The organism is Sphingobium sp. RAC03 (assembly GCF_001713415.1).
In the GTDB taxonomy this organism is placed as follows: Bacteria; Pseudomonadota; Alphaproteobacteria; order Sphingomonadales; family Sphingomonadaceae; genus Sphingobium.
The window spans coordinates 2,362,904-2,386,716 of sequence record NZ_CP016456.1; the positions used below are offsets into that span (position 1 = coordinate 2,362,904).

The 23,813-nt window shown below is 66.2% G+C and carries 23 protein-coding genes and 1 pseudogene; 5 read left to right on the forward strand and 19 right to left on the reverse strand.

From position 1 onward, the window contains the following. Nucleotides 1-22: 22 nt before the first annotated feature. Nucleotides 23-901 carry a hypothetical protein gene (locus BSY17_RS16010; protein WP_069066218.1) on the forward strand — a complete coding sequence of 293 codons (879 nt, stop codon included), beginning with the start codon at nucleotides 23-25 and terminating at the stop codon, nucleotides 899-901. Here BSY17_RS16010 and BSY17_RS16015 read toward each other — a convergent pair. From BSY17_RS16015 to BSY17_RS16045, 7 genes and pseudogenes are all read right to left on the reverse strand, one after another. After that, a complete protein-coding gene (locus BSY17_RS16015; RefSeq protein WP_069066219.1) occupies nucleotides 858-2,849 on the reverse strand; it encodes an ATP-binding protein in 1,992 nt (663 codons plus the stop codon). The genes BSY17_RS16010 and BSY17_RS16015 overlap by 44 nt on opposite strands. 53 nt (nucleotides 2,850-2,902) lie before the next feature. Continuing rightward, nucleotides 2,903-4,135: a serine palmitoyltransferase gene (gene spt, locus BSY17_RS16020; protein ID WP_069066220.1), complete on the reverse strand. Its 1,233-nt coding sequence runs from the start codon at nucleotides 4,133-4,135 to the stop codon at nucleotides 2,903-2,905. A gap of 104 nt (nucleotides 4,136-4,239) precedes the next feature. Then, nucleotides 4,240-4,482 (reverse strand): acyl carrier protein, encoded by a 243-nt coding sequence (locus tag BSY17_RS16025; protein ID WP_037479671.1) that lies wholly within the window; start codon nucleotides 4,480-4,482, stop codon nucleotides 4,240-4,242. A 117-nt stretch (nucleotides 4,483-4,599) separates the two neighbouring features. Next, nucleotides 4,600-4,878 (reverse strand): ETC complex I subunit, encoded by a 279-nt coding sequence (locus BSY17_RS16030; protein WP_037480484.1) that lies wholly within the window; start codon nucleotides 4,876-4,878, stop codon nucleotides 4,600-4,602. A 55-nt stretch (nucleotides 4,879-4,933) separates the two neighbouring features. Then, a complete protein-coding gene (gene hrpB / locus BSY17_RS16035; RefSeq protein WP_069066221.1) occupies nucleotides 4,934-7,399 on the reverse strand; it encodes an ATP-dependent helicase HrpB in 2,466 nt (821 codons plus the stop codon). Nucleotides 7,400-7,436: 37 nt separating this feature from the next. Continuing rightward, a pseudogene (locus tag BSY17_RS16040) lies at nucleotides 7,437-8,215 on the reverse strand (TSUP family transporter). Between the two features lie 134 nt (nucleotides 8,216-8,349). Further along, entirely contained in the window at nucleotides 8,350-9,378 is a 1,029-nt protein-coding gene (locus BSY17_RS16045; protein ID WP_069066222.1) for a polyprenyl synthetase family protein, read from the reverse strand. Between the two features lie 115 nt (nucleotides 9,379-9,493). Here BSY17_RS16045 and BSY17_RS16050 point away from each other — a divergent pair, with 115 nt between their 5' ends. Beyond that, nucleotides 9,494-9,763, forward strand: coding sequence for a chorismate mutase (locus BSY17_RS16050; RefSeq protein ID WP_443019533.1), 270 nt, complete (start codon nucleotides 9,494-9,496; stop codon nucleotides 9,761-9,763). Here BSY17_RS16050 and BSY17_RS16055 read toward each other — a convergent pair whose 3' ends face one another. The 5 genes from BSY17_RS16055 to BSY17_RS16075 form a co-directional block, all read right to left on the reverse strand. Continuing rightward, the gene (locus tag BSY17_RS16055) at nucleotides 9,764-10,654 is read right to left on the reverse strand and encodes a DMT family transporter (protein ID WP_069066223.1); all 891 of its coding nucleotides are present in this window, start codon (nucleotides 10,652-10,654) and stop codon (nucleotides 9,764-9,766) included. Nucleotides 10,655-10,760: 106 nt separating this feature from the next. Next, nucleotides 10,761-12,161: a BNR repeat-containing protein gene (locus BSY17_RS16060; RefSeq protein ID WP_069066224.1), complete on the reverse strand. Its 1,401-nt coding sequence runs from the start codon at nucleotides 12,159-12,161 to the stop codon at nucleotides 10,761-10,763. Nucleotides 12,162-12,251: 90 nt separating this feature from the next. Next, nucleotides 12,252-12,899, reverse strand: coding sequence for a heme exporter protein CcmB (locus tag BSY17_RS16065; RefSeq protein WP_069066225.1), 648 nt, complete (start codon nucleotides 12,897-12,899; stop codon nucleotides 12,252-12,254). Beyond that, nucleotides 12,896-13,507: a heme ABC exporter ATP-binding protein CcmA gene (ccmA, locus tag BSY17_RS16070; RefSeq protein WP_069066226.1), complete on the reverse strand. Its 612-nt coding sequence runs from the start codon at nucleotides 13,505-13,507 to the stop codon at nucleotides 12,896-12,898. The genes BSY17_RS16065 and ccmA overlap by 4 nt, the downstream gene beginning before the upstream one ends. Next, the gene (locus BSY17_RS16075; RefSeq protein WP_037472566.1) at nucleotides 13,504-13,911 is read right to left on the reverse strand and encodes a metallopeptidase family protein; all 408 of its coding nucleotides are present in this window, start codon (nucleotides 13,909-13,911) and stop codon (nucleotides 13,504-13,506) included. The genes ccmA and BSY17_RS16075 overlap by 4 nt, the downstream gene beginning before the upstream one ends. Before the next feature lie 40 nt (nucleotides 13,912-13,951). On the opposite strand from BSY17_RS16075, the gene BSY17_RS16080 reads away from it, so the two are divergent. After that, entirely contained in the window at nucleotides 13,952-14,242 is a 291-nt protein-coding gene (locus tag BSY17_RS16080; RefSeq protein WP_069066227.1) for a 4a-hydroxytetrahydrobiopterin dehydratase, read from the forward strand. Here BSY17_RS16080 and BSY17_RS16085 read toward each other — a convergent pair. From BSY17_RS16085 to BSY17_RS16095, 3 genes are read right to left on the reverse strand one after another with little or no spacing between them, the layout of a single operon-like run. Next, entirely contained in the window at nucleotides 14,234-14,734 is a 501-nt protein-coding gene (locus tag BSY17_RS16085) for a hypothetical protein (protein WP_069067028.1), read from the reverse strand. The genes BSY17_RS16080 and BSY17_RS16085 overlap by 9 nt on opposite strands. A gap of 29 nt (nucleotides 14,735-14,763) precedes the next feature. Continuing rightward, entirely contained in the window at nucleotides 14,764-17,109 is a 2,346-nt protein-coding gene (locus BSY17_RS16090) for a patatin-like protein (protein ID WP_069066228.1), read from the reverse strand. 43 nt (nucleotides 17,110-17,152) lie between these two features. After that, nucleotides 17,153-17,848, reverse strand: a complete 696-nt coding sequence (locus BSY17_RS16095) for an endonuclease/exonuclease/phosphatase family protein (RefSeq protein WP_069066229.1) — start codon at nucleotides 17,846-17,848, stop codon at nucleotides 17,153-17,155. 87 nt (nucleotides 17,849-17,935) lie between these two features. Here BSY17_RS16095 and radA point away from each other — a divergent pair, with 87 nt between their 5' ends. After that, a complete protein-coding gene (gene radA / locus BSY17_RS16100) occupies nucleotides 17,936-19,303 on the forward strand; it encodes a DNA repair protein RadA (protein ID WP_037472307.1) in 1,368 nt (455 codons plus the stop codon). Between the two features lie 11 nt (nucleotides 19,304-19,314). Next, nucleotides 19,315-19,830, forward strand: coding sequence for a CvpA family protein (locus tag BSY17_RS16105; RefSeq protein ID WP_069066230.1), 516 nt, complete (start codon nucleotides 19,315-19,317; stop codon nucleotides 19,828-19,830). 81 nt (nucleotides 19,831-19,911) lie between these two features. Here BSY17_RS16105 and BSY17_RS16110 read toward each other — a convergent pair whose 3' ends face one another. The 4 genes from BSY17_RS16110 to BSY17_RS16125 form a co-directional block, all read right to left on the reverse strand. Beyond that, the gene (locus BSY17_RS16110; protein ID WP_069066231.1) at nucleotides 19,912-20,826 is read right to left on the reverse strand and encodes an SDR family oxidoreductase; all 915 of its coding nucleotides are present in this window, start codon (nucleotides 20,824-20,826) and stop codon (nucleotides 19,912-19,914) included. Nucleotides 20,827-20,831: 5 nt separating this feature from the next. Then, nucleotides 20,832-21,962, reverse strand: coding sequence for a glutamate 5-kinase (gene proB, locus BSY17_RS16115; protein ID WP_069067029.1), 1,131 nt, complete (start codon nucleotides 21,960-21,962; stop codon nucleotides 20,832-20,834). A 94-nt stretch (nucleotides 21,963-22,056) separates the two neighbouring features. Next, complete coding sequence (obgE, locus tag BSY17_RS16120) at nucleotides 22,057-23,154, reverse strand: GTPase ObgE (RefSeq protein ID WP_069066232.1); 1,098 nt, start codon at nucleotides 23,152-23,154, stop codon at nucleotides 22,057-22,059. Between the two features lie 30 nt (nucleotides 23,155-23,184). Next, on the reverse strand, nucleotides 23,185-23,802 hold the full coding sequence (locus BSY17_RS16125) for a TetR/AcrR family transcriptional regulator (RefSeq protein WP_052027499.1): 618 nt from the start codon (nucleotides 23,800-23,802) through the stop codon (nucleotides 23,185-23,187). Nucleotides 23,803-23,813 lie beyond the last annotated feature (11 nt).

Consider the following 23,813-nt stretch of genomic DNA (forward strand, 5'->3'; position numbering starts at 1 on the left):
GATCCGCTCTAAGGGCGGGCCGATGCCCAGTTCTCTTGTCGATCTTGTCCGCGCCGAATTGCTCCAGCCTGCCGATCCGCGCGCGGCGGCGATGGCGGGCGCCATCGCGGCGCGCTACCCGCAGGCGTCGCGGGCGGTGCTGTTCTATGGCTCCTGCCTGCGCGAAGCCAATCTCGACGGGCTGATGCTCGATTTCTACCTGATCATGTCGGACTATCCGACGGCCTATGGCAAAAGCTGGTTGGCGCGCGCCAATGCGCTGATCCCGCCCAATGTCTTTCCGTTCGAACATCAGGGGTTGATCGCCAAATATGCCGTCCTGTCGGAAGCGGACTTTGCCCGGCTGAACAGTGTGGCGGCGGACAATGTCTCGGTCTGGGCGCGCTTTGCCCAGCCTGCGCGGCTGTTGTGGGCGGCCGACGATCTGGCGCGGCAGCGGGCGATCGTCGCGGTGGCGCAGGCCGCGCCGACTTTGTTGTCGCTGGCCCGGCCGATGGCGGAGGGGGGCGATGAGGTGCTGGACTTGTGGCGCTGCGGCTTCACCCTGACCTACGGAGCCGAATTGCGCGCGGAGCGTAAGGGGCGGTCGCTCTCGATCGTTGATGCCGATCCTGATCGCTACCGGCGATTGGGGGAGGCGGCGCTGGCGCAGGGCCTGCCGCCGTCGCCCGCCGATGCGCCGGGGCGCTGGCGCGCGTTGCAGCGGCGCGGCAAACGGCTTTCGGTGGTGCGCCTGGCCAAAGCGAGCTTCACCTATGCGGGCGGGATCGATTATCTTGCCTGGAAGATCAACCGCCATGCCGGGACGGCGATTACCATCAAGCCGTGGCAGCGACGCTGGCCGCTGCTGGGCGCGGTCACTCTGCTGCCTGCGCTGTTCCGTTCCGGGGCGATCCGCTGAGCGCTTGGCCCAGCGCCTGGCCTAGCGCCATCAGCGTATAGGGTTTGCGCAGCACGGCATGGCCCGCGAAATCGGCGCTTTCGGTCATGTCGCCAGCATAGCCTGTCACAAACAGCACGGGGATATGGGCATAGGCGGCCGGCAGCGCTTTGACCATTTCCGGCCCGGTGAGGTCGGGCATCAGCACGTCGCTGATGATGAGGCCGATGTCGCTATTATGGGATAGCAGCCGGGCGGCCTTCGACGGATGATCGCAGGCGATCGGCAGATGGCCAAGTTCGCCGAGCGCCGCCATCGTCTGGTTGAGGACGCGCGGGTCATCCTCCACCACGAGGATGCGGGTCGGCGGATGTTCGACGGCAGTTTGGGCGGTTTGCGCCTGCTGGCCGAGCGCATCGGCGGCGTCGCCGGTGCGGCGGGGCATGTAGAGATGGACGCTGGTGCCTTCGCCCGGTTGCGAGTCGATGCGGATTTCGCCCTCGCACTGGCGCACGAAACCGAAAATCTGGCTGAGGCCAAGGCCGGTGCCCTTGCCGACGGGCTTGGTCGTGAAAAAGGGTTCGAAGACGCGCGTCAGCACGTCAGCGCTCATGCCGCAGCCATCGTCGGTGACGGTCAGCGTCACATAATCGCCCGCTGGGCACTCGCCGATCTCGTCTGCGGCCAGCGTCGCGCGGCCGGTGGACAGGGTCAGTTGGCCGCGTCCGTCCATCGCGTCGCGCGCATTGACGCACAGGTTCAGGATCGCATTTTCCATCTGATGCTGATCGACGAAGATGCGCCACCCCTGCGCATTTTGCGTGAAGCTGACGCGGATCTGATCGCCGATGGTGCGGTCGATCAGATCAGCCATGCCCGACAGCAGCGAATCGGGATCGACCGCGCTGGGCAGCAGCGGTTCGGCGCGGGCGAAGGCGAGCAGGCGGCGGGTGAGTGCGGAGGCGCGGCTCGCGCCCTCCATCGCATTGTCGAGATGGCGACCGGCTTCTTCCGGCTGCACCCGCATCTTGCGCTTGGCGAGTTCCAGTCCGCCGACCACGACCGCCAGCATATTGTTGAAGTCATGGGCGATGCCGCCAGTCAGCTGGCCCACCGCATCCATTTTCTGCATTTGCCGCAAATGGTCCTCGGCCGCTTCGCGTTCGGTCGATTCCTGCTTCAATCGTTCATAGGCTTCGGTCAGTTCGGCGGTGCGCGCGCGGACGGCGGTGTCGAGCCGGTCGGCGCGTTCGCTTTCCGCTTCGGCGAGACGGCGCGCATTGCGCCGGTCGGTCAGCGCATTATTGGCAAACCAGGCGGCAAAGAGGACGCAGACCAGCAGGGCGAGGCCCAGCAGGCCGGACGTGCGACCCATGGTTTCGGTGCGGTCACCCGCCAGCGTCACCGCCAGGCTGCGTTCGCGCAGGCGGGCATTTTCGGCCTTGATGACGATGTCGAGCAGGGCGGTGATGCGCTTGAGGTCACGCGAACTGCCGGCCTGATGAAAGCGGCCGAGCGCGCCGATCTTCTGCCCATAGGTCGTGCGCAGGGCGATTTCGTTCAGCGTCTTGGTGCGGTCGTCAAAGGCCCGTTGCAGCGCCTGCACATTGCCGCGCTGCCAACCGCTATGGCGCGTGGCATAGTTCAGCGCCTTGAGCTGGCTGGCTGCGCCGCGCCATTGGTCCTGAAACAGGCGGCCGGTGTCGGTGTCCAGGCTGATGACATAGCGCGCCAGCGTCACTTCGGCGCGGGCGGTGCGCGCTTCAAACGCGCGGGCGAGGGCGATGATGTCGAAACTGCGCCGCTGCTCCACCAATGCCTGCTGATGATCGCGCGTGGCGTTGCTGGCGCTATAGATGAGCGCGCCGAGCGAACCGATCAGCAGCAGGACGAGCAGCAGCGGCAGGGCGCGGCGGGCCATGCCGCGCGCGCCGCTACGCTCTGTATCGGTGAAGTCGCCCTGTGCCATAGATTTTCACACTAGCCCAACCGCTCCGCCAGCGAAACAACCTAGCGCAATGATCAGGCGATGGCCCCCGTCGCCTTGCCGGCGACTTCGAACATCTTGATGATCTGTTCGACCTGCTCGTCGCTATGCTCGGCGCACAGCGAACAGCGCAGCAGGAAGGTGCCGGTCGGGGTCGCCGGAGGGCGCGCCATGTTGACGTAGAGGCCGAGTTCCAGCAGCGATTGCCAGATGGCCACGGCCTGCGCCTGATCGGTCAGGATGACCGCGATGATCGCCGATTGCGGGGTCTTGGTGCCCAGCGTGAAGCCGAGATCGGTCAGGCCCTGGTGCAGCCGCTTGCTGTTCTTCCACAGATGCGCGCGCTTGTCGCTCGCATGCATAAGTTTGCGGATGCTGGTCGCGGCGGTGGCGACGACGCTGGGTGGCAGCGAGGCGGTGAAGACATAGGGGCGGCAGACGAGGCGCATGATCTCGAACTTGGGATGGTTGGAGACACAGAAGCCGCCGACCGTGCCGACCGATTTGGAGAAGGTGCCGACAACGAAATCAATATCGTCCTCGACGCCCTGTTCTTCATAGACGCCCCGGCCGTTGGGACCGAAAAAGCCCATGCCATGGGCTTCATCGACCAGGATCATGCAATTGGGATGCTGGCGGATCGCGGCGACCATCTCAGGCAGCGGGGCGATGTCGCCGAGCATCGAATAGACGCCCTCCAGCACCACGAGCTTCAACGCATCGGCGGGCAGGCGGGCGAGGCGCTTGGCCAGATCCTCGACGCTGTTGTGGCGGAAACGGACGATTTCGGCATCGCCCAGGAAGCAGCCATCATAGATGGAGGCATGGCTGTCGGCGTCGAGGATGACATAGTCGCCCTTGCCCGCCAGCGTCGAAATGATGCCGAGATTGGCCTGATAGCCGGTCGAAAACACCATGGCCGACGATGTGCCGTAGAACTCCTTGAGCGCGTTCTCGACTTCCGCATGGCCCTGATAGGTGCCGTTGAGGACGCGGCTGCCGGTTGTGCCAGCGCCAAATTCGTCGAGCGCCTTCTTGCCGGCGGCGACCACGTCGGGGTCGAACGTCATGCCCATATAATTATAGGTGCCGAGCAGGATGGTTTCCTTGCCCTTGATGATCGCGCGGGTGGGCGAGAGCACCTGGTCCATCACGATCGAGAAGGGATCGCGCACGCCGGTCGCGAGCAGCGCTTCGCGCTCCGCGATCAGGGGATCGAATTTGGAAAACAGGTCGCGCGTGGGGGTGAGCGTTGCGGCGTCGGTCATGATTAAAATCCGTCTTGGTCAAACCTCCGCTCGGTTCGAGCGTGTCGAGAACGAGGTGCCTTGTTCTCGACAAGCTCGAACCGAACGGAGGGAGGGGAGGGCGCTTAGCCCTTCAGCTTCGCTACCGCATCCACCAGCTGGCCGACCGTTTCGATCTCCGCCTGCATGTTCATGGTGATGAGGATGTCGAATTCATCCTCGATGGCGGCGACGAAATCCATCACGGTCAGGCTGTCCCATTCCAGGTCGCCTGCAAAGCTGGTGGTTTCGGTGAGGTCCACGCCCTTCTTGTTGAAGGGAGCGATCTGCGCCGCGACGCTGTCGAAAATTTCGGTGCGATCCGTCATTCTGGTCATTCTTTCCGTGAAAGCACGGCTTTTGCCGCCCGTGACCGCTCTTTGGCAAGGGAATAAGGCGGCAATCGGGCAGCATCGCGCCCGGAAATTGCGCGAAGCGCGCGGCGCTTAGCGGAAATTGTCGGCGTAAGCCTGCAATTTCAGCGTCTTGGGCGGGGTGGGGATGACGGTGTAGGCGATGCCCTGCTTTTGGGCATAGGCGATGGCGGCTTCCTGCGAAGGGAAGCTGAGCTTCAATTGCTGCTGCGTGTCGCCTGATCCTGCCCATCCGGTCAACGGATCGGGCGTCTTGGCTTGCGCGGGCGCATAGTCCAGCACCCATTTATGGGTCAGCGCCTTGCCCGACTGCATGGCATTTTTCTGGATCTGATAGATGCGCGCGTTCATCGCGAAGGACTCCGGTAAATCGTCCTGCTGCGTTGCACCACGGAGCGCGCGCAAGTCAAGACTTGCGGCGGGCATCTGCATTTTTGGTGCGCAATGTGGCGCTGGCGGCGGTGGGATCGTCGGGCCAGGGGTGACGCGGGTAGCGGCCGCGCATTTCCTTGGCGACGTCGCGCCAGTTGCCCGCCCAGAAGCCCGGCAGGTCGCGGGTGGTCTGAATCGGGCGACCGGCAGGCGAGGTGAGCGAGAGGACAAGCGGGATGCGCTGATTGCCGACGGTGGGATGATCGGCGAGGCCGTAGAGTGCCTGGACCCGCAGTTCGACGCGCGGGCCGCCTTCGGCCGCATAGTCAATCGCATGTGTGCTGCCTGCGGGTGAGCGGAAATCGGGTGGGGCGAGGCGGTCGAGCTGTTGCTTGCCATCCCAGCCGATCAGGCCTTCCAGCACGGCGGACAGATGCGCGCGGTCGATGTCGGACAGGCGGCGCTTGCCCGCCAGGAGCGGGGGGAGCCAGTCGTCGAGGCTGGCGAGCAGCGCTTCGTCGGATAGTTCTGCGATCCCGGCGAAATCGGCGCGCATCCGCAGCGACCGGGCGGCTTCCGACCAGGGGAGGAGGGCAAGGCCGCCTTGTCGGACGCCATCGATCAGCGCGGCGACGACGGCGTCGGGATCGGGGCTGTCGTCGGAGCCGGAGGAGAGACGCACCGCGCCCAGGCGGCGTTCGCGCAACGCTTCGACCCCGCCATTGGCGGCACGAAAGCGGACGGTGCGGGTGGTGGCGATCCGATCGGGGAAGAGGGCCAGCACAGATTCTTCGCTGATCGGCGCGGCGGACAGGATGCGCGCGCCCGCCGCGCTGCCCTGCACTTCGCCCACGGCCAGCCATGGTTCGCGGGCGAGGGGCGAGAGCGGATCGAGCCGGAAGCCGCGCCCGCCGACGCTGGTCCAGTCCGCGCCATCGGCGGAGCGCCGTTTCGATACGCGATCGGGGAAGGCGAGGGCGAGGCAGAGGCCGACATGGTGGTCGATAGAAGTAGCACCCACCCCAACCCCTCCCTTTGAAGGGAGGGGCTTAAGAAGGTTAGCCCATCTCTTTGCCAAGGCGCGTCCCGCGTCCGCGCGTTTGCCGGTTTCGCGGCGCCAGCGCTGGAGGCGCTGGGTGAGGTCAGTGTCCTGGCCGCCGATGCCGCGTTCGCCGAGCAGGACGGCGATCTCTGCGGCGGTCTGGGCGAGGCCCATTTCTGCCGCGCGCACCAGCATATGCGCTATGCGCGGGCTGAGCGGCAGTTTCGCCAGCGCCTTGCCATGGGGGGTGATGCGGCCGTCGGCGTCGAGCGCTTCGAGCGCTGTCAGGCGGGTGCGGGCTTCGGACAGGGCGGCGGGTGGCGGGGGATCGAGCCAGCGTAGCGTCGCGGGATCGCTCACGCCCCAGAGCGCGCAGTCGAGCAATAGGCTGGAGAGGTCGCTTTCCACTATTTCCGGCGGATCGAAGGGGGGCATCCCCGCGCTCGCGGCGGCTTCCCACAGGCGATAGGCGACGCCGGGCCGCTGGCGCGCGGCGCGGCCAGCGCGCTGCGTGGCCGACGCTTGGCTCGCGCGTTCGGTGACGAGGCGGGTTACGCCTGCGGCCCGATCATAGCGGGGACGACGGGCAAGGCCGCTGTCGACCACGATCCGCACCCCGTCGATGGTCAGGCTGGTTTCGGCGATGGACGTGGCGAGAATGACCTTCCGCGTGCCGGAACGGGACGGGCGGATCGCGGCGCGCTGGGCTGCCGGATCGAGCGAGCCGTGCAGCAGATGGACGTCGAACGGGCCGCCGTCGATCCGCTCCGCGGTCCGTTCGATTTCGCGCACGCCGGGCAGGAAGGCGAGCAGGTCGCCTTCGGCTTCCTCGCTGATCGCGCGGCGGATGGCGGCGGCCATTTCATCCTCGATCCGCTTTTCGGCGTTGCGACCGATATGGCGCAGGTCCAGCGGCTGGATGCGGCCCTCGCTCTCGATCACTGGCGCGTCGCCCAGCAGGGCGGCGAATCGCGCGCCGTCGAGCGTGGCGGACATGGGCAGGATGCGCAGATCGGGGCGCAAGGCTTCCTGCGCGTCGAGCGCGAGGGCGAGGCCGAAATCGCTGTCGAGGCTGCGTTCATGGACCTCGTCGAACAGGACTGCGGATATGCCCGCCAGTTCGGGGTCGTCCTGAATGCGCCGGACGAAGATGCCCTCGGTCAACACGAGCAGGCGGGTGCGGGCCGATTGCTTGCTGTCCATCCGCGTCGCATAGCCGACCGTGCCGCCGGGCTGTTCGCCCAGCATTTCGGCAATCCGCTCGGCCGCGGCGCGGGCGGCGAGGCGGCGGGGGGAGAGCAAGAGTATCTGTCCGCTGCACCAGGGTTGGTCGAGCAGGGCGGGAGCCACCGCCGTCGTCTTGCCCGCGCCGGGCGGCGCGACCAGCACGGCGTTGCTGCCGGTGCGGAGCGCAGCCAGCAGGTCGGGCAAGACATCGTGGATCGGCAGGGCGGTCATGGCCGTTCCATCGGGCCATTTGGCGCTGTGGGCAAGATCAAGTGAACAGGTAGATGTGGATCGGGTTTTTGGGGTCGATCAGCATCTTGGTGGTCAGCGCGAGCGACATGATGATCAGCAACGGCTTGATGAGCGTGGAGCCGAAGCGCATCGCGAGGTGTGAGCCGATCTGGCCGCCGATGATGCTGCCGATCGCCATGGTGAGGCCCGCGATCCACAGCACATGGCCGCCCGCGACCATGGTGAGCAGGCCCGCGACATTGCTGGCGAAATTGGCGGCTTTCGTCTGCGCGGTGGCGCGCAGGATCGACAGGCCACCCAGCGCGAGGAAGATGGTGGTGTAGAAGGCGCCCGCACCCGGCCCGAAGAAGCCGTCATAAAAGCCGATGACGCCGACAAGGCCGCTGAGCGCCCAGATGCCAACGCGGGCGTGCCGGTCTGCGTCGCCGAGCTTGGGCGAGAAGGTGAAATAGGCGGCGATGATGATCAGCAGCGCGGGCATGAGCCCCGCCAGGATCGAGGGATCGACCCGTTGCAGCAGCCACGCGCCGCCGACCGAGCCGATAAAGGCGGCGATCACCGGGCCTTTATAGGTTTTGAGGTCCATATGGCCGCGCCGGGCATAGGCAAGGCAGGCGCCGAAGGTGCCGAAACAGCTTTGCAGCTTGTTGGTCGCGACCGCCTGGACCGGGGGAATGCCCGCCGCCATGAGCGCTGGCAGGGTGATGAGGCCCCGCCCCCCGCCATCGCGTCGATACAGCCCGCCATCAGCGCGGCGGCCATGAGGAAAGCGATGGTTTCGGGGGTCAAGATCATCGGCTGCTTGGCTTGTCCGCCTCATCCCGTTCGGGATGAGCCTGTCGAAGCCCTGTACTTTCTCAAAGAAGGCCCTTCGACAAGCTCAGGGCGAACGGGGTGTGTTGGGTTGGACGAAATACAGGCCCGAACCCTCAATAGGCGCGCAGGGTCGCGAACTCCACCGCTTCGGTCAGCGCGGCTTTGGCCTTGCCATTGTCGAACATGCCGAGCGCATCGATCGCGCGCTGGCCATAATGGCGCGCGCGGGCGAGAGTGTCGGCGATCGCACCGGTGCGGCGGAGCAGGCCGGTGGCGTGGGCGAGATCATCGTCGCTGATCTTATGGCCCGCGATCGCGGCCTTCCAGAAGGCGCGATCCTCGTCGCCGCCGCGCGCATAAGCGAGGATGACGGGCAGCGTCACCTTGCCATCGCGGAAGTCGTCGCCCGCATCCTTGCCCATGGTCGCGCCGTCCGATTCATAGTCGATCGCGTCGTCGATCAGCTGGAAGGCTATCCCTAAGTTGCGGCCATAGACGTCGAGCGCATGCTCCTCCTTGTCATCGCGGTCGGCGACCACGGCGGAGATGCGGCAGGCGGCGGCGAAGAGCGCGGCGGTCTTGGCACCGATGATGTCGAGATAATGGTCTTCGCTGGTGTCGATGTTGCGCTGGGCGGTCAGTTGGTTGACTTCGCCCTCCGCGATCACGGCCGAGGCATTGGCGAGGATCTTCAACACCTTAAGCGATTCCGCTTCGACCATCAATTCGAACGAGCGGGAGAAGAGGAAGTCGCCCACCAGCACGCTGGCGCTGTTGCCCCAGATGATGTTGGCGGTCTTGCGGCCCCGGCGCAGGCCAGAGCCATCGACGACATCATCGTGCAGCAGGGTGGCAGTGTGGATGAATTCGACCGCCGCCGCGAGCTTGTAATGACGGCTGCCAGCATAGCCGACCAGGTCGGCGCAGGCGAGCGTCAGCATCGGGCGCAGCCTTTTGCCGCCGCCTGCGATCAGATGCCCTGCCAGTTCCGGGATCAGCGGAATGCGCGATAGCATCCGGTCCAGAATCACGGCGTTGACCTGGTTCATGCCGTCGGCAACCAGATTCATGATGGGGGCCAACGATGGCGCGCTCTTGGCGCGGCCGATCGGGTGGACGTTACCGGGGGCGGGTGCTGTCATGACAAGCGCCATGTGGCGGTGCAAAAAGCTAAAGGCAAGCGGGAATAGCTTGCCTGTAGGGCCATATGGCGCAAAAAGCCCGCGAGTGGAACCAAAGGAGCATCCCGTGACCGACATGCTGCAACGCTATCGCGAAAGCATCGACAATATCGACGCGGCGTTGGTGTTCATGCTGGCCGAACGGTTCAAGGTGACCCAGGCGGTGGGCGAATATAAGGCGACCCATGCGCTGCCCCCCGCCGATCCGGGGCGGGAGGAGCGGCAGGTTGCCCGGCTGCGGCAACTGGCGCTCGATGCGAAGCTGGACCCCGATTTCACCGAGAAATTCCTGCGCTTCATTATCGACGAAGTGATCCGCCATCATGAGCAGTTGCGGGACGGCTGATCAGGCCGGTTCGGCGGGAACAGCCTTAGGTCGTTGAGAACGGCCGAGCAGGACGCCGCCGAGCGCGAGGGCGAAGCCGACCAACTGGATCGGGCCGAGCCGTTCATTGAACAGCAGCCAGGCTTCGATCGCGGCGAGCGGGGGCACGAGCAGCAGCAGCATCGACATGGCGGTCGGTCCCTGATGCCGCACCAGCCAGACGAGCAGGCTGAGGCCCGCGGCGGACAGGCCGAAGATCGACCAGCCAAGGCCGAGCCACAGGACCGGGTCATTGTCCCAACGCCATTCGCCCACGATCAGCGTCGCGGCGATGGCGACCAGCGCGCCGCCCGCATTCTGGACTGTGCCCGAAATCAGGATCGGGTCGCCCGCGATCGCGCCGCGCTGGATGAGCGTGCCGCCGGTCATGCCGATGACAGCGACGATTCCCGCGACCGCCGGGATCAGGCTGACCGATCCCGCGCCGCTGCGCAGGATGATGGGCAGGAGGACGCAGGCGACCCCGGCGATGGCGATGGCAAGGCCGGACCATGCGCGGGCAGGCAACCGGTCGCCCAACAGCGCGACGCTGGCGACCGCGACCATCAACGGCTGGAGCGAACCGAGCAGCGACATGACGCCTGCGGGCATGCCATGGCTGACCGCCCACCAACTGACTGTCAGGTAGACGCCATGCAACATCGCGCCAGCGCCGAGATGCAGGGCGAGCCGCCGCCCGTGCGGCAACGCCTGCCGCGCGTAGAGCGCTGCGCCGCCGAGCAGCAGGGTCGTGAGGGTGAGGCGGATCGCCAGCACCAGTTCGGGCGCACCATGCGGCACGACGGCACGCGCGACGATGAAGCCGGTGGACCAGATGAGGACGAACAGGATCGAGGCGGCGAGCGCGAACATCACGCGCCTTTGGCGCAACGGCAGGATAATGTCGAGCGAGGGCAGGCCGGAAACGGGCGCGCCCTAAGTCGTCCATTTTCCTCCAACGCGATAATGGCGACGGGGACTATCGGCCGGTCTGGGGCATCCAGATCAGGGGCGATGGCGGCGGGTTGCAGGCACGCGGCGCCTTGGGCGTGCAGGTGCGGGCGCGATCCCGGTTCGATTTTTGCGCATACCAATAGAGTTGCCCCTGCGCGGGGCCGCTTACGCCATTCTGGCGAACGGTTGTCGAGACCCTCGTGGCATCATCCAGACCCGTTGGGATGGCGATCGCCGGCGGCCTGGCTGGCGTATAGACCGTGTCCTTGGCGGCATAACGCCACGGTGCCGTCTTCAAGCTGACGGGGTCAAGGATCAGGTCTTTACGATCCTGTCGCGAAGGCAGCGCCCATACCCGCATAGCGCCGCCACGGACTTCCTCGTCGAGGAATGCCGCAGTCGGCATGTCGGGGATGGATCCTCCACCCTTGATTTCGTTTCGCTTGCTGGCCGTCGCAATCGATTTCGACACCCAGCCGCGCCCGTCATAGCGGGCTACGAACACGGCATTACGGCCCCCTTCGCCATATTTGGTGTAGAGGATGAGGGGCTGGCCCGATGGCGCAATCGCGATCTTGGCGTTGTTGACCAGGCCTTTGCCTTCACCTGGGGCATCGACGCGCTGCATGGTGCCGGGTGCCAACGGCCCCGTCGCGCTTTTGCCCCCGCTGCCGACCCACCAGGACCGGAAATCGGTGGTAGAGGCGTAGGTCACCGCAAAGTTAGTGGCCACGTCCGACGTTCGGCGCCAGACCACCGCGACATGGAACCGGCCGTTTGAATCTTGGACGAAATCGCTGGGATAGGCGCTTACCGGGCCTTTTTCGTCCCGGTTGGCGAAGAGCGCACCGATATGTTGCCACTGCCCGTCCTGCCATCGGTTCAACCGCCATATGCCGTTGCCCGAACTGCCGTCGCGATAGAGAAAGAGGAGATTGCCCCGGCTATCCTGCATGAAACGCGGATAGGTAACCGCCTTTTCGTTCCGGCCGGTCATGGGCAGAAGCCGCAGCTTGCCAAGGTCGTTGACCGGGCCACGCGCATAGACGAGCGCGCTGTCATGCATGTTGCCCGACACATGAATCTGGTCGTTGCGGTCGATGGCGACGACCAGCGCATTATGCGCGTCCCAGCCAGCGAAGCGCGACTCCAGCCTTTGGCTGCACCGTTTGCCGGAGCGCGGATCATAGGTCGCGACGGTCAGATAGCGGTCGGGATCATAATAAGCGACGACGAGGCGGCCATCGCGGGTGGTAGCTGACCCGGCGCCTGTACTGACGCCCGCCCAGGTTTCACCCACGGTTACGGTGTTGGAACCGGATTGCGGGCTGATCACGGCGCAGTTGGACGCCGACTGCGCGCCGGAGCCACAGGCGGCGATCGCAAAGGCGACAGCAACGGAAAGGGGGCGGAGCTGGCGCATCATGCTGTCATTTCCTTCGTGTCGTCATGGCGGTATCGTCAGGCAAACCCGGCCGATGGGCAAAGAGTTGCATCGCCGCCTTAGCGATGGCCCCTATTCCCGTCCCGCGCGGATCGCTGCGCCCCCGGCGAAGGGAGTTAGGGCTACCAGCAGGAGCGAGGCGGCGGCGAGGAATTTGAGGGCTGCGCCGCTGCCGTCGCCGAGCGTGCCTGCGCCGAAGATCAGCAGCGGCACGGCGAGCGGCAAGGCGAGCAGGCCTGCCAGCGCGCCGCTCGATCGGAGGCCAGCGGTCAGCGTGGCGACCAGCAGGCCGAGCGCGGCAAGTGCAGGCGTGCCGACCAGCAGGCCGAGTTCCAGCACCCAGATTGTGCCAGCGTCGAGCTTCAGCAGCGCAGCGGCGGGCAGGGTCGCAATCAGCAGGGGTGGGCCGAAGCCCAGCCAATGGGCGATCAGGCGGGCTAGGACGACCATCTCCTCGCCGATGCCGCGCAGGGCGATCTGGTCCAATATCCCGGCGTCCCGGTCCGGCGCGATCAGGCGATCGACGGGCAACAGGCTGGCGAGCAGCGCGGCGATCCACAGCATGCCGCCACCCGTCCGCGCCAGCAGCGCGGCGTCCGGGCCGACCGCGAAGGGATAGAGGCTGGCGACGAGCAGGAGGAAGGCGACGGGGAGCCACAAGCCACCCGATGCCCAGGCTTGCGCCAGATCGCGCCTCGCAAGGAGCCAGAGCAGCCTCATGGGCTATCTTCCATGGCGTCGGGCAGATAGTCGGCCAGCGAAAACGCCTGGGGCGTGGTCATCGGCAGCGGCTGGTGCGAGGCGGCGACGACGATGCCGCCGCTCGCCAGATGCGTGGCCACCGCTCTGCCGAGCAGGTCGGTCGAGGCGCTGTCCAGCCCGTTGCCCGGTTCGTCGAGCAGCCAGATGGGCGCATTGCTGGCGATCACCCGCGCCAGCATCGCGCGCTTGCGCTGGCCGGTGGAGAGCATGCGGACGGGCACGTCGGCGAGGCGGCTCAGCGCCATTGCGTCGAGTGCGGCCGACACCGCCTCCGGCCCGGCCCTGTCAAGTTGTGCCCAAAAGGCGAGCGCCATCGCGAGGGGCAGGTCCATGTCCAGCGCCAGCCGTTCATCGGTCAGCGCGATGCCACCGCGCCGATCGACCGTGCCGGCAAAGGCGGGGAGCAGCCCAGCGCACAGGCGCAGGAGGCTGGATTTGCCGACGCCATTGGGGCCGGTCAGTAGCGCACTTTCGCCTGGTCCCAGCGTCAGGCTGACGCCGCGAAACAGCATCCGTCCGCCGCGCAGGCAGGCGACATCGGTCAGCCGCAAGGCCGCATCGCTCATGACCCGACCATATCCTCCAGCACATGCATGTCGAGGTCCGACAAGCCGAAATGATGGCCGATTTCATGCACCACGACATGGGTGATCAGCGCGTCGAGCGGGACGCCGGTTTCGACCCATTCGTCGAGCAGCGGGCGGCGATAAAGATGGACGGTCGGCGGGGTGTCGCCCGTCTGCGGCTCATGCCCCACCGGGCGGCCGGTATAGAGGCCGGTCAGGCCATAGGGATCGCCGATCTCCATCTCTTTGAGGATCGCCGGATCGGCAAATTCCTCGACGAACAGCACGACGTCGGACAAATGATCGCGGAAGGTTTCAGGCAGGCGCGCCAGCGCGCCAAGCGCCAGCGTCTCGATCTCCTGGATCGTGGGGGCAAAGCGGGGCGGTTGACCATGATGCGACATGGCTGCCACATAAGCCAAAGCATATTAAGAGGATAGGGACATGATTGCCACATTGACGCAAGAACAGCGCGCCGCAGCCTTGGCCGAACTGCCGGAATGGACGGTGGTGGCCGAGCCGGACGGCATCAGCCGCCGCTTCGTCTTCCGCGATTTCGTCGCGGCGTTCGGTTTCATGACGCGGGTGGCGATAGTGGCAGAGAAGGCCGACCATCATCCCGAATGGTCGAACGTTTATAACCGGGTGGACATTGTTCTGACCACGCACGACGCCGGTGGCCTGTCGCAGCGCGACATCGACCTAGCGCGGGCGGTCGACGGGTTGTTAGTATAGCCCAGCCTGTTTCGGCATGCGCTTTTCGATCTGATCCTCATAGCTGCGCAGGGCAGCGGTGACGGACGGATCGGCGGCGTAGCGCTGGCGCAGCAGCGCAAGCTTGGTATCGGTGCCGCGACACAAAGCGGCGATATTTTCCGCGATATAGGCGCGGCGTTCGGCGTCATAGGGCTCTTCGCCCCGGAAATGGTCGCAACTGTCGCGCGACACCATGAACTCGGTGACTTCGCGCGGGAAGGGCGCGGCGCTGGCGGCGACGTCCGAAGGGGGCAGGTCGAGCGGGAAATAGGGCGCGGGCTGGGCGCGGACTGTCACGGTCGGCGAAACCCGCGCCGGTGCGGCGGGTGGCGGCGTCGGCGCGGCTACGGGTTCGGGTGGCGGCGGGGTCGCATTGTCGGCGACTTGCGCCACGGCGGTCGGGACAACGCCATTGTCCGCCTGCGCCGTATCATCCGACGCGCGGCAGCCAGCGACCAGCGCCAGCAACATGATAATCGGCACCAGCACAACAGGCCTGCTCACCCGATTTCCTCCCGCAAGCTGGCGATCAATTCCGCGACATGCGGCAAGCGCGATTCTTCCTCGTCCAGGATCGCCAGAAACGCAGATCGCCTATAGGCGTGGACCCTGTCGGGCGAAAGGCGGCTTGCGGTGGGTATGGCCGAATTCACGATGTCCAGCGGCCGCTCGACCCCGTGGAGGCGACCCCAGAGATAGTCATTCTCCCGATAGGCGCGGCTGAAAAAAGCGCCGAAATTGTTGAATTCTATGCCTTTCAGCGTCGCCTGCGCGCCGCCTGCGCGGATGGCGGAACAGTCCTCGGGCGAAATCCGATCGACCTTGACCGGATCATATTCGTCCAGAGTGTCACCCTGGAGCAACGGTAAGGTGGCGATATCGGTGAAGGGAAAGCCGAGATAGGCGAGCAACATGGTGCGCCGGGCCGGCTTGGGCAGCGCGGCGAAGGCTTCGGCGAGCAGATTGTCGGCCGAATCATCGCGCGCCTGAAGGTTGCGGGCTTGTGCGACGGCCTCCAGCGCAGCGGCGGCGTCGGTCGGCACCTGGCGCGCGGCGGCGATGACGGCGGGGCCATGAAAGTCGGCATCCTCGCATTCGGCATAGAGGGCGAGGGCGGCGTAGATCGCATCGTGCATCCCCTGCACCTCGACCGCTTCCACCGCGCTCTCGCGCTCCAGCGTTTCGGCGAGACGGCGCGCGAGGAAGCGCAGGCGGCGAATGCGGAAGGCGAGGTCGTGGGTGCGGAAGAAGGTGACCGGGGCGGAGGCGGAACCGCCATGGTCAGCCAGTTGGTCCGCGCCGCTCGCGCGCACCTGCGCCCAGATCGCCCGGCGATAGGTTTCGCGCATCATTGCGCTGTCTTCCCCTGACAGACGAAACAACAGGGTTGAAAGCGCCTCGACGATGCCCGATAATTTGAGGTGGCCATAAGCGGGGAAAGCGAAGCCCGCCGATCCGGCGGCGCGTTGCTGTGCCTTGGCGCGCCAGGCGGAGAGGCGGGCGGGCGTTGGCCGATCGAGAAAGAGCATACGCCCGATCGCGCTTTCGACCTCCGCCTCCATGCCCGGACGCAGCGTGTCGAGGATACGGCGCATGCGGCGGATATGCGCCGAATGGCGGTCGATCACCTCCAGATTGTCGCGGATCGGCTGTTCGCGCGGAATGTCGGACAGCGCGCCGAAGATGGTGCGGAAAAAGCCGGGCAGCGGGGCGTCCGCGCCGGTCGGCGCATCCTCCGCGTCGCCATGACGGTTGAGCCGGATCGAGCGGTGGCCGGGCTTGGGGTCGATATAGACGAAGCGGCGGTCGACTTCCCGGCGCGAGGGGCGGTTGCGCAACGCGCCGATCGCCTGGGCGAAGGGGGCGTTGGCCAGCACGGAGCCGTCGATCAGCACGGCATCCTCCGCCGTGCCGCGCGCCGCATGGCGCGGCAAAGCGCGGTGGAGGAAGGCGTCGCGCGTCGGCCAGGCGCGATGGCGGCGTTTGAGGACGCGGTCGAGTTCGCGCACGGTGAAGGGCGGGAAGGCACCGGGAAAGCTGGCGGTTGCCCGCGCGGCGAAGACCAGTTCGGCGGCATCGGCAAAGGCGCGCGGATCGCCATTGGCTGCCCGGCCGCGCGCGCGAAAGCCGATCGACAGGCGATGTTCGGTCTCGATCACCTGGGGCGGGCTGTTGAGGTTGAGGCTTTGCGGATGGCCCTCGAAATCGGTGACGGTGACGAACAGGTCGAGCGGATGCCCGGCGGGGAGCAAGGGCGGGCCGCGCTCCGCCGCCGCCATCGCATCGAACGCATCCATCAGCATGCCAGAGAAAATCTCCCCGCCAAAGGGCGGCTCGAACCAGCGCGAGCGGATGAAGCGGGAGAGTTTGTGCCGCACCTCCTCGCGCGTATCGGGCGCGACAGTGCGCTCGATCGCGTCGCCGGGGCGGCGCGCCGCCATCCACACGAGCGGGGTGGCCCAGAATTTGGTGAGCGCGCGGGCGGGGCGGGCGTCGGGGTCAAGCAGCCGATCGACGTCGGCATTGTCGAGCCACATGTCGGTCAGCGGATCGAGCGACTGGCCGGTTTCGATCGCCTGGGCCAGGAAAATGCCATTGATGCCGCCTGCGCTCGCCCCCGCGATGATGTCGGGCATGACGCGCAGGCGGATGCCGGCCTTGGCCTCTATCTCTTCCAACATCTGCCGATAGACGGCTTCGCTGCCGCTCGAAGGAGGCGCGCCGTCGTGAAAGGCGCGGCTGGCGCGGGCGAGCCGCCACACTTCCTTGGTGATGCCATGCATGTAGATCGCCAGGCTGATGCCGCCATAGCAGACCAGCGCTAGCCTGAGTTCCCGCTCCTTCATGCCCCATGGATCGCAGAGGGAAGGAATATTGTCGAGAGGCGGATCAAAGGCGGAATTCGGCCCAGATCGGCAGATGGTCCGACGCCTTGCGCGCCGCCGCGCTCATATGGACGCCGCATTCGACCAGGGTGAGGCGATCGCAATGCATGATCCGGTCGAGTTGGGCCACAGGCGCACGGGCATGGAAGCTGCGGCCGCACGGCGCGAAGCTGTAATGGCGGGCAAAGTCGGCGAGGCAGCCGCGACCCGCACTCCATTCGTTGAGGTCACCCATCAATATGGTGGGCATGGCCTCGCCCTGGGCCGCGGCGTTGATCACGGCGGCCGCCTGCCGCCTGCGCCACAGGCCCGACAGGTCGAGATGCATGCCGAACACGCGGACGCTGGTGCCGCCCATCGTCACTTGCGCCATGGTTGCGCCGCGTGGCTCCAGATAGGGGATATGGAGGACGTCATGCGCGCTGATCTCGGCATCCTTGCGCACTAGGATGGCATTGCCGTGCCAGCCCATCGAATCGGCCTGCACGTCCAGTGGTACAGCCTTATAACCGCTGTGGCTTTCAAGCATCCGGGGGGGAATGGCGGCGGAGCGGACGCCGAAGCGCATGTCGGCCTCCTGCAAGGCGACGATGTCTGCGTCGATCTCGCCCAGCACCTCCAGCACCCGCTCCGGCATACGACGGCGGTCGGTGCCGACGGCCTTGTGGATATTATAGCTGGCAACGCGTAATGTCTTCATGGAGCACCAATGCCCAAGGCGCAGGCATGTTTCCAGTGGCGAACGGATGTTCTTGCAATGTTCGCGTCTCAACGGCATATCCGGGCCATGGCCAAGACAAAGCGCAAATTCGTCTGTCAGCAATGCGGCACCGTCGCGGCCCGGTGGCAGGGGCAGTGCGAGGATTGCGGCGAATGGAACAGCATCGTCGAAGAAGCGCCGCAAACCGCCTTTTCCGCGCGGCATGACCTGCACACGGGCGGGCGCGCGATCACGCTCGTCGGGCTGGACACGCAGGTCGAATTGCCGCCGCGCACCAGCACCGGCATTGCCGAGTTCGACCGGGCGCTGGGCGGGGGCATTGTCGCAGGATCGGCAACGCTGATCGGTGGCGATCCGGGCATCGGCAAATCAACCTTATTGCTGCAGGCGGCGGCGCGGGTCGCGGCGCGTGGGCTGTCGGTGGCCTATATCAGCGGCGAGGAAGCGGCCGACCAAGTGCGGTTGCGCGCGCAGCGGCTGGGGCTGGGCAATGCGCCGGTCATGCTGGCGAGCGCGACATCGGTGCGCGACATTTTGACGACGCTGAGCCAGGGCGAGCCGCCGGCCTTGCTGGTGATCGATTCGATCCAGACGATGCATAGCGACCTGATCGAAGGCGCACCGGGCACGGTCAGCCAGGTACGCGCCTCGTCGCAGGAATTGATCAAATTCGCCAAGCAGCGGGGCACCGCGCTGATCCTGGTCGGGCATGTGACCAAGGATGGCAGCATCGCCGGGCCGCGCGTGCTGGAACATATGGTCGATACCGTGCTGGCGTTCGAGGGCGAGCGCAGCCATCAATATCGCATCCTGCGCGCGATCAAGAACCGCTTTGGCGGCACTGACGAGATCGGCGTGTTCGCGATGGTGTCCGAAGGGCTGGAGGAGGTCGCCAACCCGTCCGCCCTGTTCCTGACCCATCGCGACGAGACGGTGACGGGCGCGACGGTGTTCCCTGCGCTGGAAGGGACGCGGCCGGTGCTGGTGGAGATCCAGGCGCTGGTGGTGCGGCTGTCGAGCGGGGCGACGCCGCGGCGCGCGGTGGTCGGCTGGGATAATGGGCGGCTGGCGATGGTGCTGGCGGTGCTGGAGGCGCGTTGTGGCCTCAGCTTTTCGACCTGCGAAGTCTATCTGAACGTGGCGGGCGGGTATCGGCTGTCGGACCCGGCGGCGGACCTGGCGGTGGCGGCGGCTTTGGTATCGGCGCTGTCGGAAAAGCCCTTGCCATCGGATGTCGTGCTGTTCGGCGAGATCGCGCTGTCGAGCGAGATCCGCCCCGTGGCGCATGCGCCGCTGCGGTTGCGCGAGGCGGCAAAGCTGGGGTTCAACCGCGCCTTCATCCCCGCGTCGGCGACGGACGGGGTGAAGGGGATAGCGGTCAGCGGCTTTCGCACGCTTGCGCAACTGGTTGACCAGATGCTGGGCAGGGGATAGCCACGCGGGCGATGAACGCCATCGACATCATCGTCCTGCTCGCCATTGGCGGCAGCGCCATATTGGGCCTGCTCCGCGGGTTCGTGCTGGAAACCCTGTCGCTGATGGCGTGGGTGCTGGCGATCTTCTGCATCCGGCTCTTTCATGCCTCGGTGGCCGATCTGCTGACGCCCTTCGTTGGCACGGCGAGCGGCGCAGCGATCCTGGCGTTGGTGCTGGTGTTCGGTGTTACCTTCGGCGTCGGCAAGATGGTCGCCCATGCGATCGGTCGGCGCACCCGTCAGTCGGTGCTGGGGCCGGTCGATCGAGTGCTGGGCGGTGGCTTCGGCGCGGTCAAGGGACTGATTGGCGCGACGCTGGCCTTCCTGGCGTTCAGCCTGGTCTATGACACCATGTATGGCAGCGGCGCGCGACGTCCCGACTGGCTGTCGGACGCACGGACCTTCCCGCTGCTCAATGCCAGCGGGCAGGCGGTCAGCGAGTTTCTGGCGGAGCAGCGGGCGAAGAAGCCGGTCGAGGCCGACTAGCCTCCGTTCGGTTCGAGCGTGTCGAGAACGACCTTGTTCTCGACACGCTCGAACCGAACGGAACTGGGCGATGGGTGCCGCCTAAATCCAGCCTTTGGTGCGATAGGCCTGCGCTGTCGCCTTCAATCCCTCTTCGGTCGGGATCTGTGGCATCCATAGCTGCTTGGGAACATGCGCGTCAGCTGCGGCGACCCAGTCGGGGTGACAGAAATAATCGACACGGTCGGGGGTCAGCTTGGCCCCATTGCCGCGAAACAGCCGATCGGTGCGCGCGGCGACGCCCAGCAGCCAGGCCGGAGTCGCCAAGGTCCGTACCGATCGACCGACCGCCCGGCCGATGGCGGAACCGAAATCCTTATGGTCCCAGCCGGTGGGCGTGCTGTCATCGGGCTCGTAGGTCTGGGCGAGGCTGAGATCGCGATCGTCGGCCAGCGCCAGCAGCAACTGGGCGAGGTCGGCGACATGGATCACCGACAGCCGTCCGCCCGGTGGCAGCAGCATGATGCCGCGTTTGGCCATGCGGAAGAGTTCGAGCATTTCGCGATCATTGGGGCCATAGATGGCGGGCGGGCGGACGATGGTCCAGTCGAGGCCGCTGGCCCTCACATGGCGTTCGGCCAAGTCCTTCGACCAGCCATAGTCGGACAGGCCCGGCTCGCGCGCGGCGAGCGAGGAAATGTGGATCAGCCGCCGGACCCCGCGTTTGCGCATGGCGTCCACCAACGCCATCGTGCCGCGCGCATTGCCCATTTCAAAGCCGTCGCGATCGGGTGCGTTCACCACGCCCGCGATATGGATCACGACATCGGCGTCGCGCACCAGCGTATCGAGGCCCGCCGCCTGGTCGAGCGAGCCCGGCACCCATTTGAGGCGCGCGCGGGGCGGCTGCGCCCGGCGGGTCAGCGCGGTGACATGGTGCCCGACGCTCAGCGCCTGATCCAAGGTTTCAGCGCCGACGAAACCCGTCGCGCCGGTCATGGCAATGCGGAGGGACATGCGTGTCAGACCATCGCCATATGGTCGCGATGGACCAGCACCGATCGCGGCATTTCGCCCAGCAGCGCGGCAATATCCTCGCTGCGGCGGCCCGCAATCTTGGCAGCCGCATCGCTATCATATTCGATCAGCCCGCGCGCGATCACCCGGCCGTCCTGCGCCACGATATCGACCACATCGCCGCGCGCGAATACGCCTTCGACAGCGGCGACACCGGCGGGGAGCAGGCTGTTGCCCTTGGACAGCGCCGTTTCCGCGCCCGCGTCCACGATGATGCGGCCGCGCACGGTGAGGCGGCCAGCCAGCCAGCCCTTGCGCGCGCCTTTACCTTGGGCCGCGAGGAAGATCGAGCCCTTGCCGCCCTGGGTCCAGTGCGACAGCGGCGCATCGACCTTGCCGGAGATGATGGCGAGATGCGCGCCCGCGCCGGTGGCGATCCGGGCGGCTTCGATCTTGGACGTCATGCCGCCCGATCCCATGCCGGAGGCGGAGCCACCGTCGGCCATGGCCGCGATTCGCGCGTCGATGCGGTCTATGGTTTCGATCAGCATGGCGTTCGCATCGACGTGCGGGTTGGCGGTGTAAAGCCCATCGACATCGGAAAGCAGCACAACCGCGTCAGCCCGTGCCGCCTGTCCGATACGCGCCGCCAACCGGTCATTATCACCAAAGCGGATTTCGGCGGTGGCCACGCTGTCATTCTCATTGACCACCGGCACGACATGCAAGGCCATCAGCCGTTCGAGCGTCGCCGAGGCGTTCAAATAGCGGCGGCGATTTTCAAGGTCGTCGAGCGTCACCAGCATTTGCGCGGCGGTGATGCCGCGCTCGTCGAGCAGGCTGGCCCAGCATTGGGACAGCGCGATCTGCCCGGTGGCGGCGGCGGCCTGTGCATCCTCCAGGCTGCCGCGCCCGCCCTTGGGCAATTTGAGGCGGCGCGCGCCCAGTGCGATTGCGCCGGACGAGACGATGATGATCTGTTGCCCCGCCTGCGTCCGCGCTGCGACGTCTGCGACCAGCGTGCGCAACCAGTCGATCCGCACATTGCCCGCCGGATCCACAAGTAGGGCCGAGCCGATCTTGATGACCAGGCGGCGGATCAGGGCGGGGGGGAAGCCGGAGAGGGAAGGAGTCACAGGCAAATGGTCCGTTCGGTTCGAGCGAAGTCGAGAACCGCCATGCACCCGCTTCTCGACTTCGCTCGAAGCGAACGGGTGTCATGCAGGTCGCTTATAGCGGCGACCATGTCCCGTCTTCGTTGTCCTGCGCTTCCTGCCGCGCGGCGGCGCGGGCTTCGCCCAGGATCGGCAATATGGCGTCGAGCAATTTGCCCACGCCATCGCCGGTCGCGCCGGAGATGATGAACACATCCTCCACGCCGACCTGATCGCGCAGTTGCTCGGCAATGTCCTCCATCAGTTCCGGCCCCAACAGGTCACCCTTGTTGAGCGCGACAATCTGCGGCTTTTCGTCCAGCCCCTCGCCATAGGCGGCGAGTTCGTCGCTGACGATCTGGAACGCTTCGACCGGATCATCGACAGTGGCGTCGATCAGGTGGAGCAATACGCGGCAGCGTTCGATATGGCCCAGGAACCGGTCGCCAATGCCGACGCCTTCGGCCGCGCCCGCGATCAGGCCGGGAATGTCGGCCAGCACGAATTCGCGATCCTTGTGCAGCACCACGCCCAATTGCGGCTTGGTGGTGGTGAAGGCATAGGCACCGACCTTCGCCTTGGTATTGGTCACCTGATTGATCAGCGTCGATTTGCCCGCATTGGGCATGCCGACCAGGCCGACATCGGCCAGCAGTTTGAGCCGCAGCCACACCCACATTTCCTGGCCCGGCCAGCCCGTGCCATGCTGACGCGGGGCGCGGTTGGTGCTGGTCTTGTAGGACATGTTGCCGCGGCCGCCATCGCCGCCGCGCAGGAAAGTGACGCGCTGGCCGACTTCGGTGAAATCGGCGAGGATGTCCTGATCCTCATAATCGGGGATGCCGTCTTCGTCCTCGCTGCCTTCGATCGGTTTGGGATCGGACAGGATCTGGGTGCCGACGGGCACCTGGATGATCAGATCTTTGCCGCCTGCGCCATAGCGATTCTTGCCCATGCCGGGCGTGCCGCGCTGCGCCTTGAAATGCTGGGTGTAGCGAAAGTCGATCAGGGTGTTGAGGCCCTGGACCGCTTCGAAAATAATGTCGCCACCCTTGCCGCCGTTGCCGCCGTCGGGGCCGCCATATTCCTCATATTTTTCGCGTCGGAAACTGACCGCGCCGGGGCCGCCCCAGCCGGATTTGATGAAGATTTTGGCTTGATCGAGAAAATGCATGGGCGGCCCATAGCGCCATCGCGCGAAAAGTTAAACCTCGGCCTGCGCGGCAAGCGTCGCGGCCTCCTGCATCAGGGCAAAGGTCAGGCTGCGCGTGGCCATTTCGCGCGCCTTTTCACGGGGAAGCCCCAACGCGCCCGCCATCGGCCCACCCATTTGCGAATCACCCAGCGCCAGCAGGACGAGCATCAGCGTATTGTCGCGGATGAGGTCGGCGAGATGCGGGGTCAGCGCGGTGGCGGTCAGCTTGTCGACCAGACGGTGGATCGCCTCCACCACCGGGTCGAGCGCGTCTTCATTGCCGAGCGCCAGCATCCAGCTCGCCAGCGCGCCTGCGCCTTCGCGGTCAAAGGCGTCGAACGTCATGTCGACGATCGTGCGCGGGCTGACCTTGCCGCGTCGCGCGGCGTCCACCGCCTCGCCGATAGTGGCGGTGATGGTGTCGCCAAGATAAGCGGCGAGCGCTTTGTGCAGCCCCGCCGCCGATCCGAAATGGTGAAGCAGATTGGCATGGGTGCGGCCGATCTGCGCGGCGACAGCTTTCAGGGTCACGGCCTGCGGGCCAGCTTCGATCAACAGGATGCGCGCAGCCTCCAGCGCGGCGAGGCGGCTTTCATCCGGGCTGAGGCGGACACGTTTTATTGACATAGGTGTCAGTA

Coding starts and splice junctions, on each gene's coding strand:
- BSY17_RS16010 (WP_069066218.1), top strand. CDS start 23: ATGCCCAGTTCTCTTGTCGATCTTGTCCGCGCCGAATTGCTCCAGCCT.
- BSY17_RS16015 (WP_069066219.1), bottom strand. CDS start 2,849: ATGGCACAGGGCGACTTCACCGATACAGAGCGTAGCGGCGCGCGCGGC.
- spt (WP_069066220.1), bottom strand. CDS start 4,135: ATGACCGACGCCGCAACGCTCACCCCCACGCGCGACCTGTTTTCCAAA.
- BSY17_RS16025 (WP_037479671.1), bottom strand. CDS start 4,482: ATGACGGATCGCACCGAAATTTTCGACAGCGTCGCGGCGCAGATCGCT.
- BSY17_RS16030 (WP_037480484.1), bottom strand. CDS start 4,878: ATGAACGCGCGCATCTATCAGATCCAGAAAAATGCCATGCAGTCGGGC.
- hrpB (WP_069066221.1), bottom strand. CDS start 7,399: ATGACCGCCCTGCCGATCCACGATGTCTTGCCCGACCTGCTGGCTGCG.
- BSY17_RS16045 (WP_069066222.1), bottom strand. CDS start 9,378: ATGACAGCACCCGCCCCCGGTAACGTCCACCCGATCGGCCGCGCCAAG.
- BSY17_RS16050 (WP_443019533.1), top strand. CDS start 9,494: ATGCTGCAACGCTATCGCGAAAGCATCGACAATATCGACGCGGCGTTG.
- BSY17_RS16055 (WP_069066223.1), bottom strand. CDS start 10,654: ATGTTCGCGCTCGCCGCCTCGATCCTGTTCGTCCTCATCTGGTCCACC.
- BSY17_RS16060 (WP_069066224.1), bottom strand. CDS start 12,161: ATGATGCGCCAGCTCCGCCCCCTTTCCGTTGCTGTCGCCTTTGCGATC.
- BSY17_RS16065 (WP_069066225.1), bottom strand. CDS start 12,899: ATGAGGCTGCTCTGGCTCCTTGCGAGGCGCGATCTGGCGCAAGCCTGG.
- ccmA (WP_069066226.1), bottom strand. CDS start 13,507: ATGAGCGATGCGGCCTTGCGGCTGACCGATGTCGCCTGCCTGCGCGGC.
- BSY17_RS16075 (WP_037472566.1), bottom strand. CDS start 13,911: ATGTCGCATCATGGTCAACCGCCCCGCTTTGCCCCCACGATCCAGGAG.
- BSY17_RS16080 (WP_069066227.1), top strand. CDS start 13,952: ATGATTGCCACATTGACGCAAGAACAGCGCGCCGCAGCCTTGGCCGAA.
- BSY17_RS16085 (WP_069067028.1), bottom strand. CDS start 14,734: ATGTTGCTGGCGCTGGTCGCTGGCTGCCGCGCGTCGGATGATACGGCG.
- BSY17_RS16090 (WP_069066228.1), bottom strand. CDS start 17,109: ATGAAGGAGCGGGAACTCAGGCTAGCGCTGGTCTGCTATGGCGGCATC.
- BSY17_RS16095 (WP_069066229.1), bottom strand. CDS start 17,848: ATGAAGACATTACGCGTTGCCAGCTATAATATCCACAAGGCCGTCGGC.
- radA (WP_037472307.1), top strand. CDS start 17,936: ATGGCCAAGACAAAGCGCAAATTCGTCTGTCAGCAATGCGGCACCGTC.
- BSY17_RS16105 (WP_069066230.1), top strand. CDS start 19,315: ATGAACGCCATCGACATCATCGTCCTGCTCGCCATTGGCGGCAGCGCC.
- BSY17_RS16110 (WP_069066231.1), bottom strand. CDS start 20,826: ATGTCCCTCCGCATTGCCATGACCGGCGCGACGGGTTTCGTCGGCGCT.
- obgE (WP_069066232.1), bottom strand. CDS start 23,154: ATGCATTTTCTCGATCAAGCCAAAATCTTCATCAAATCCGGCTGGGGC.
- BSY17_RS16125 (WP_052027499.1), bottom strand. CDS start 23,802: ATGTCAATAAAACGTGTCCGCCTCAGCCCGGATGAAAGCCGCCTCGCC.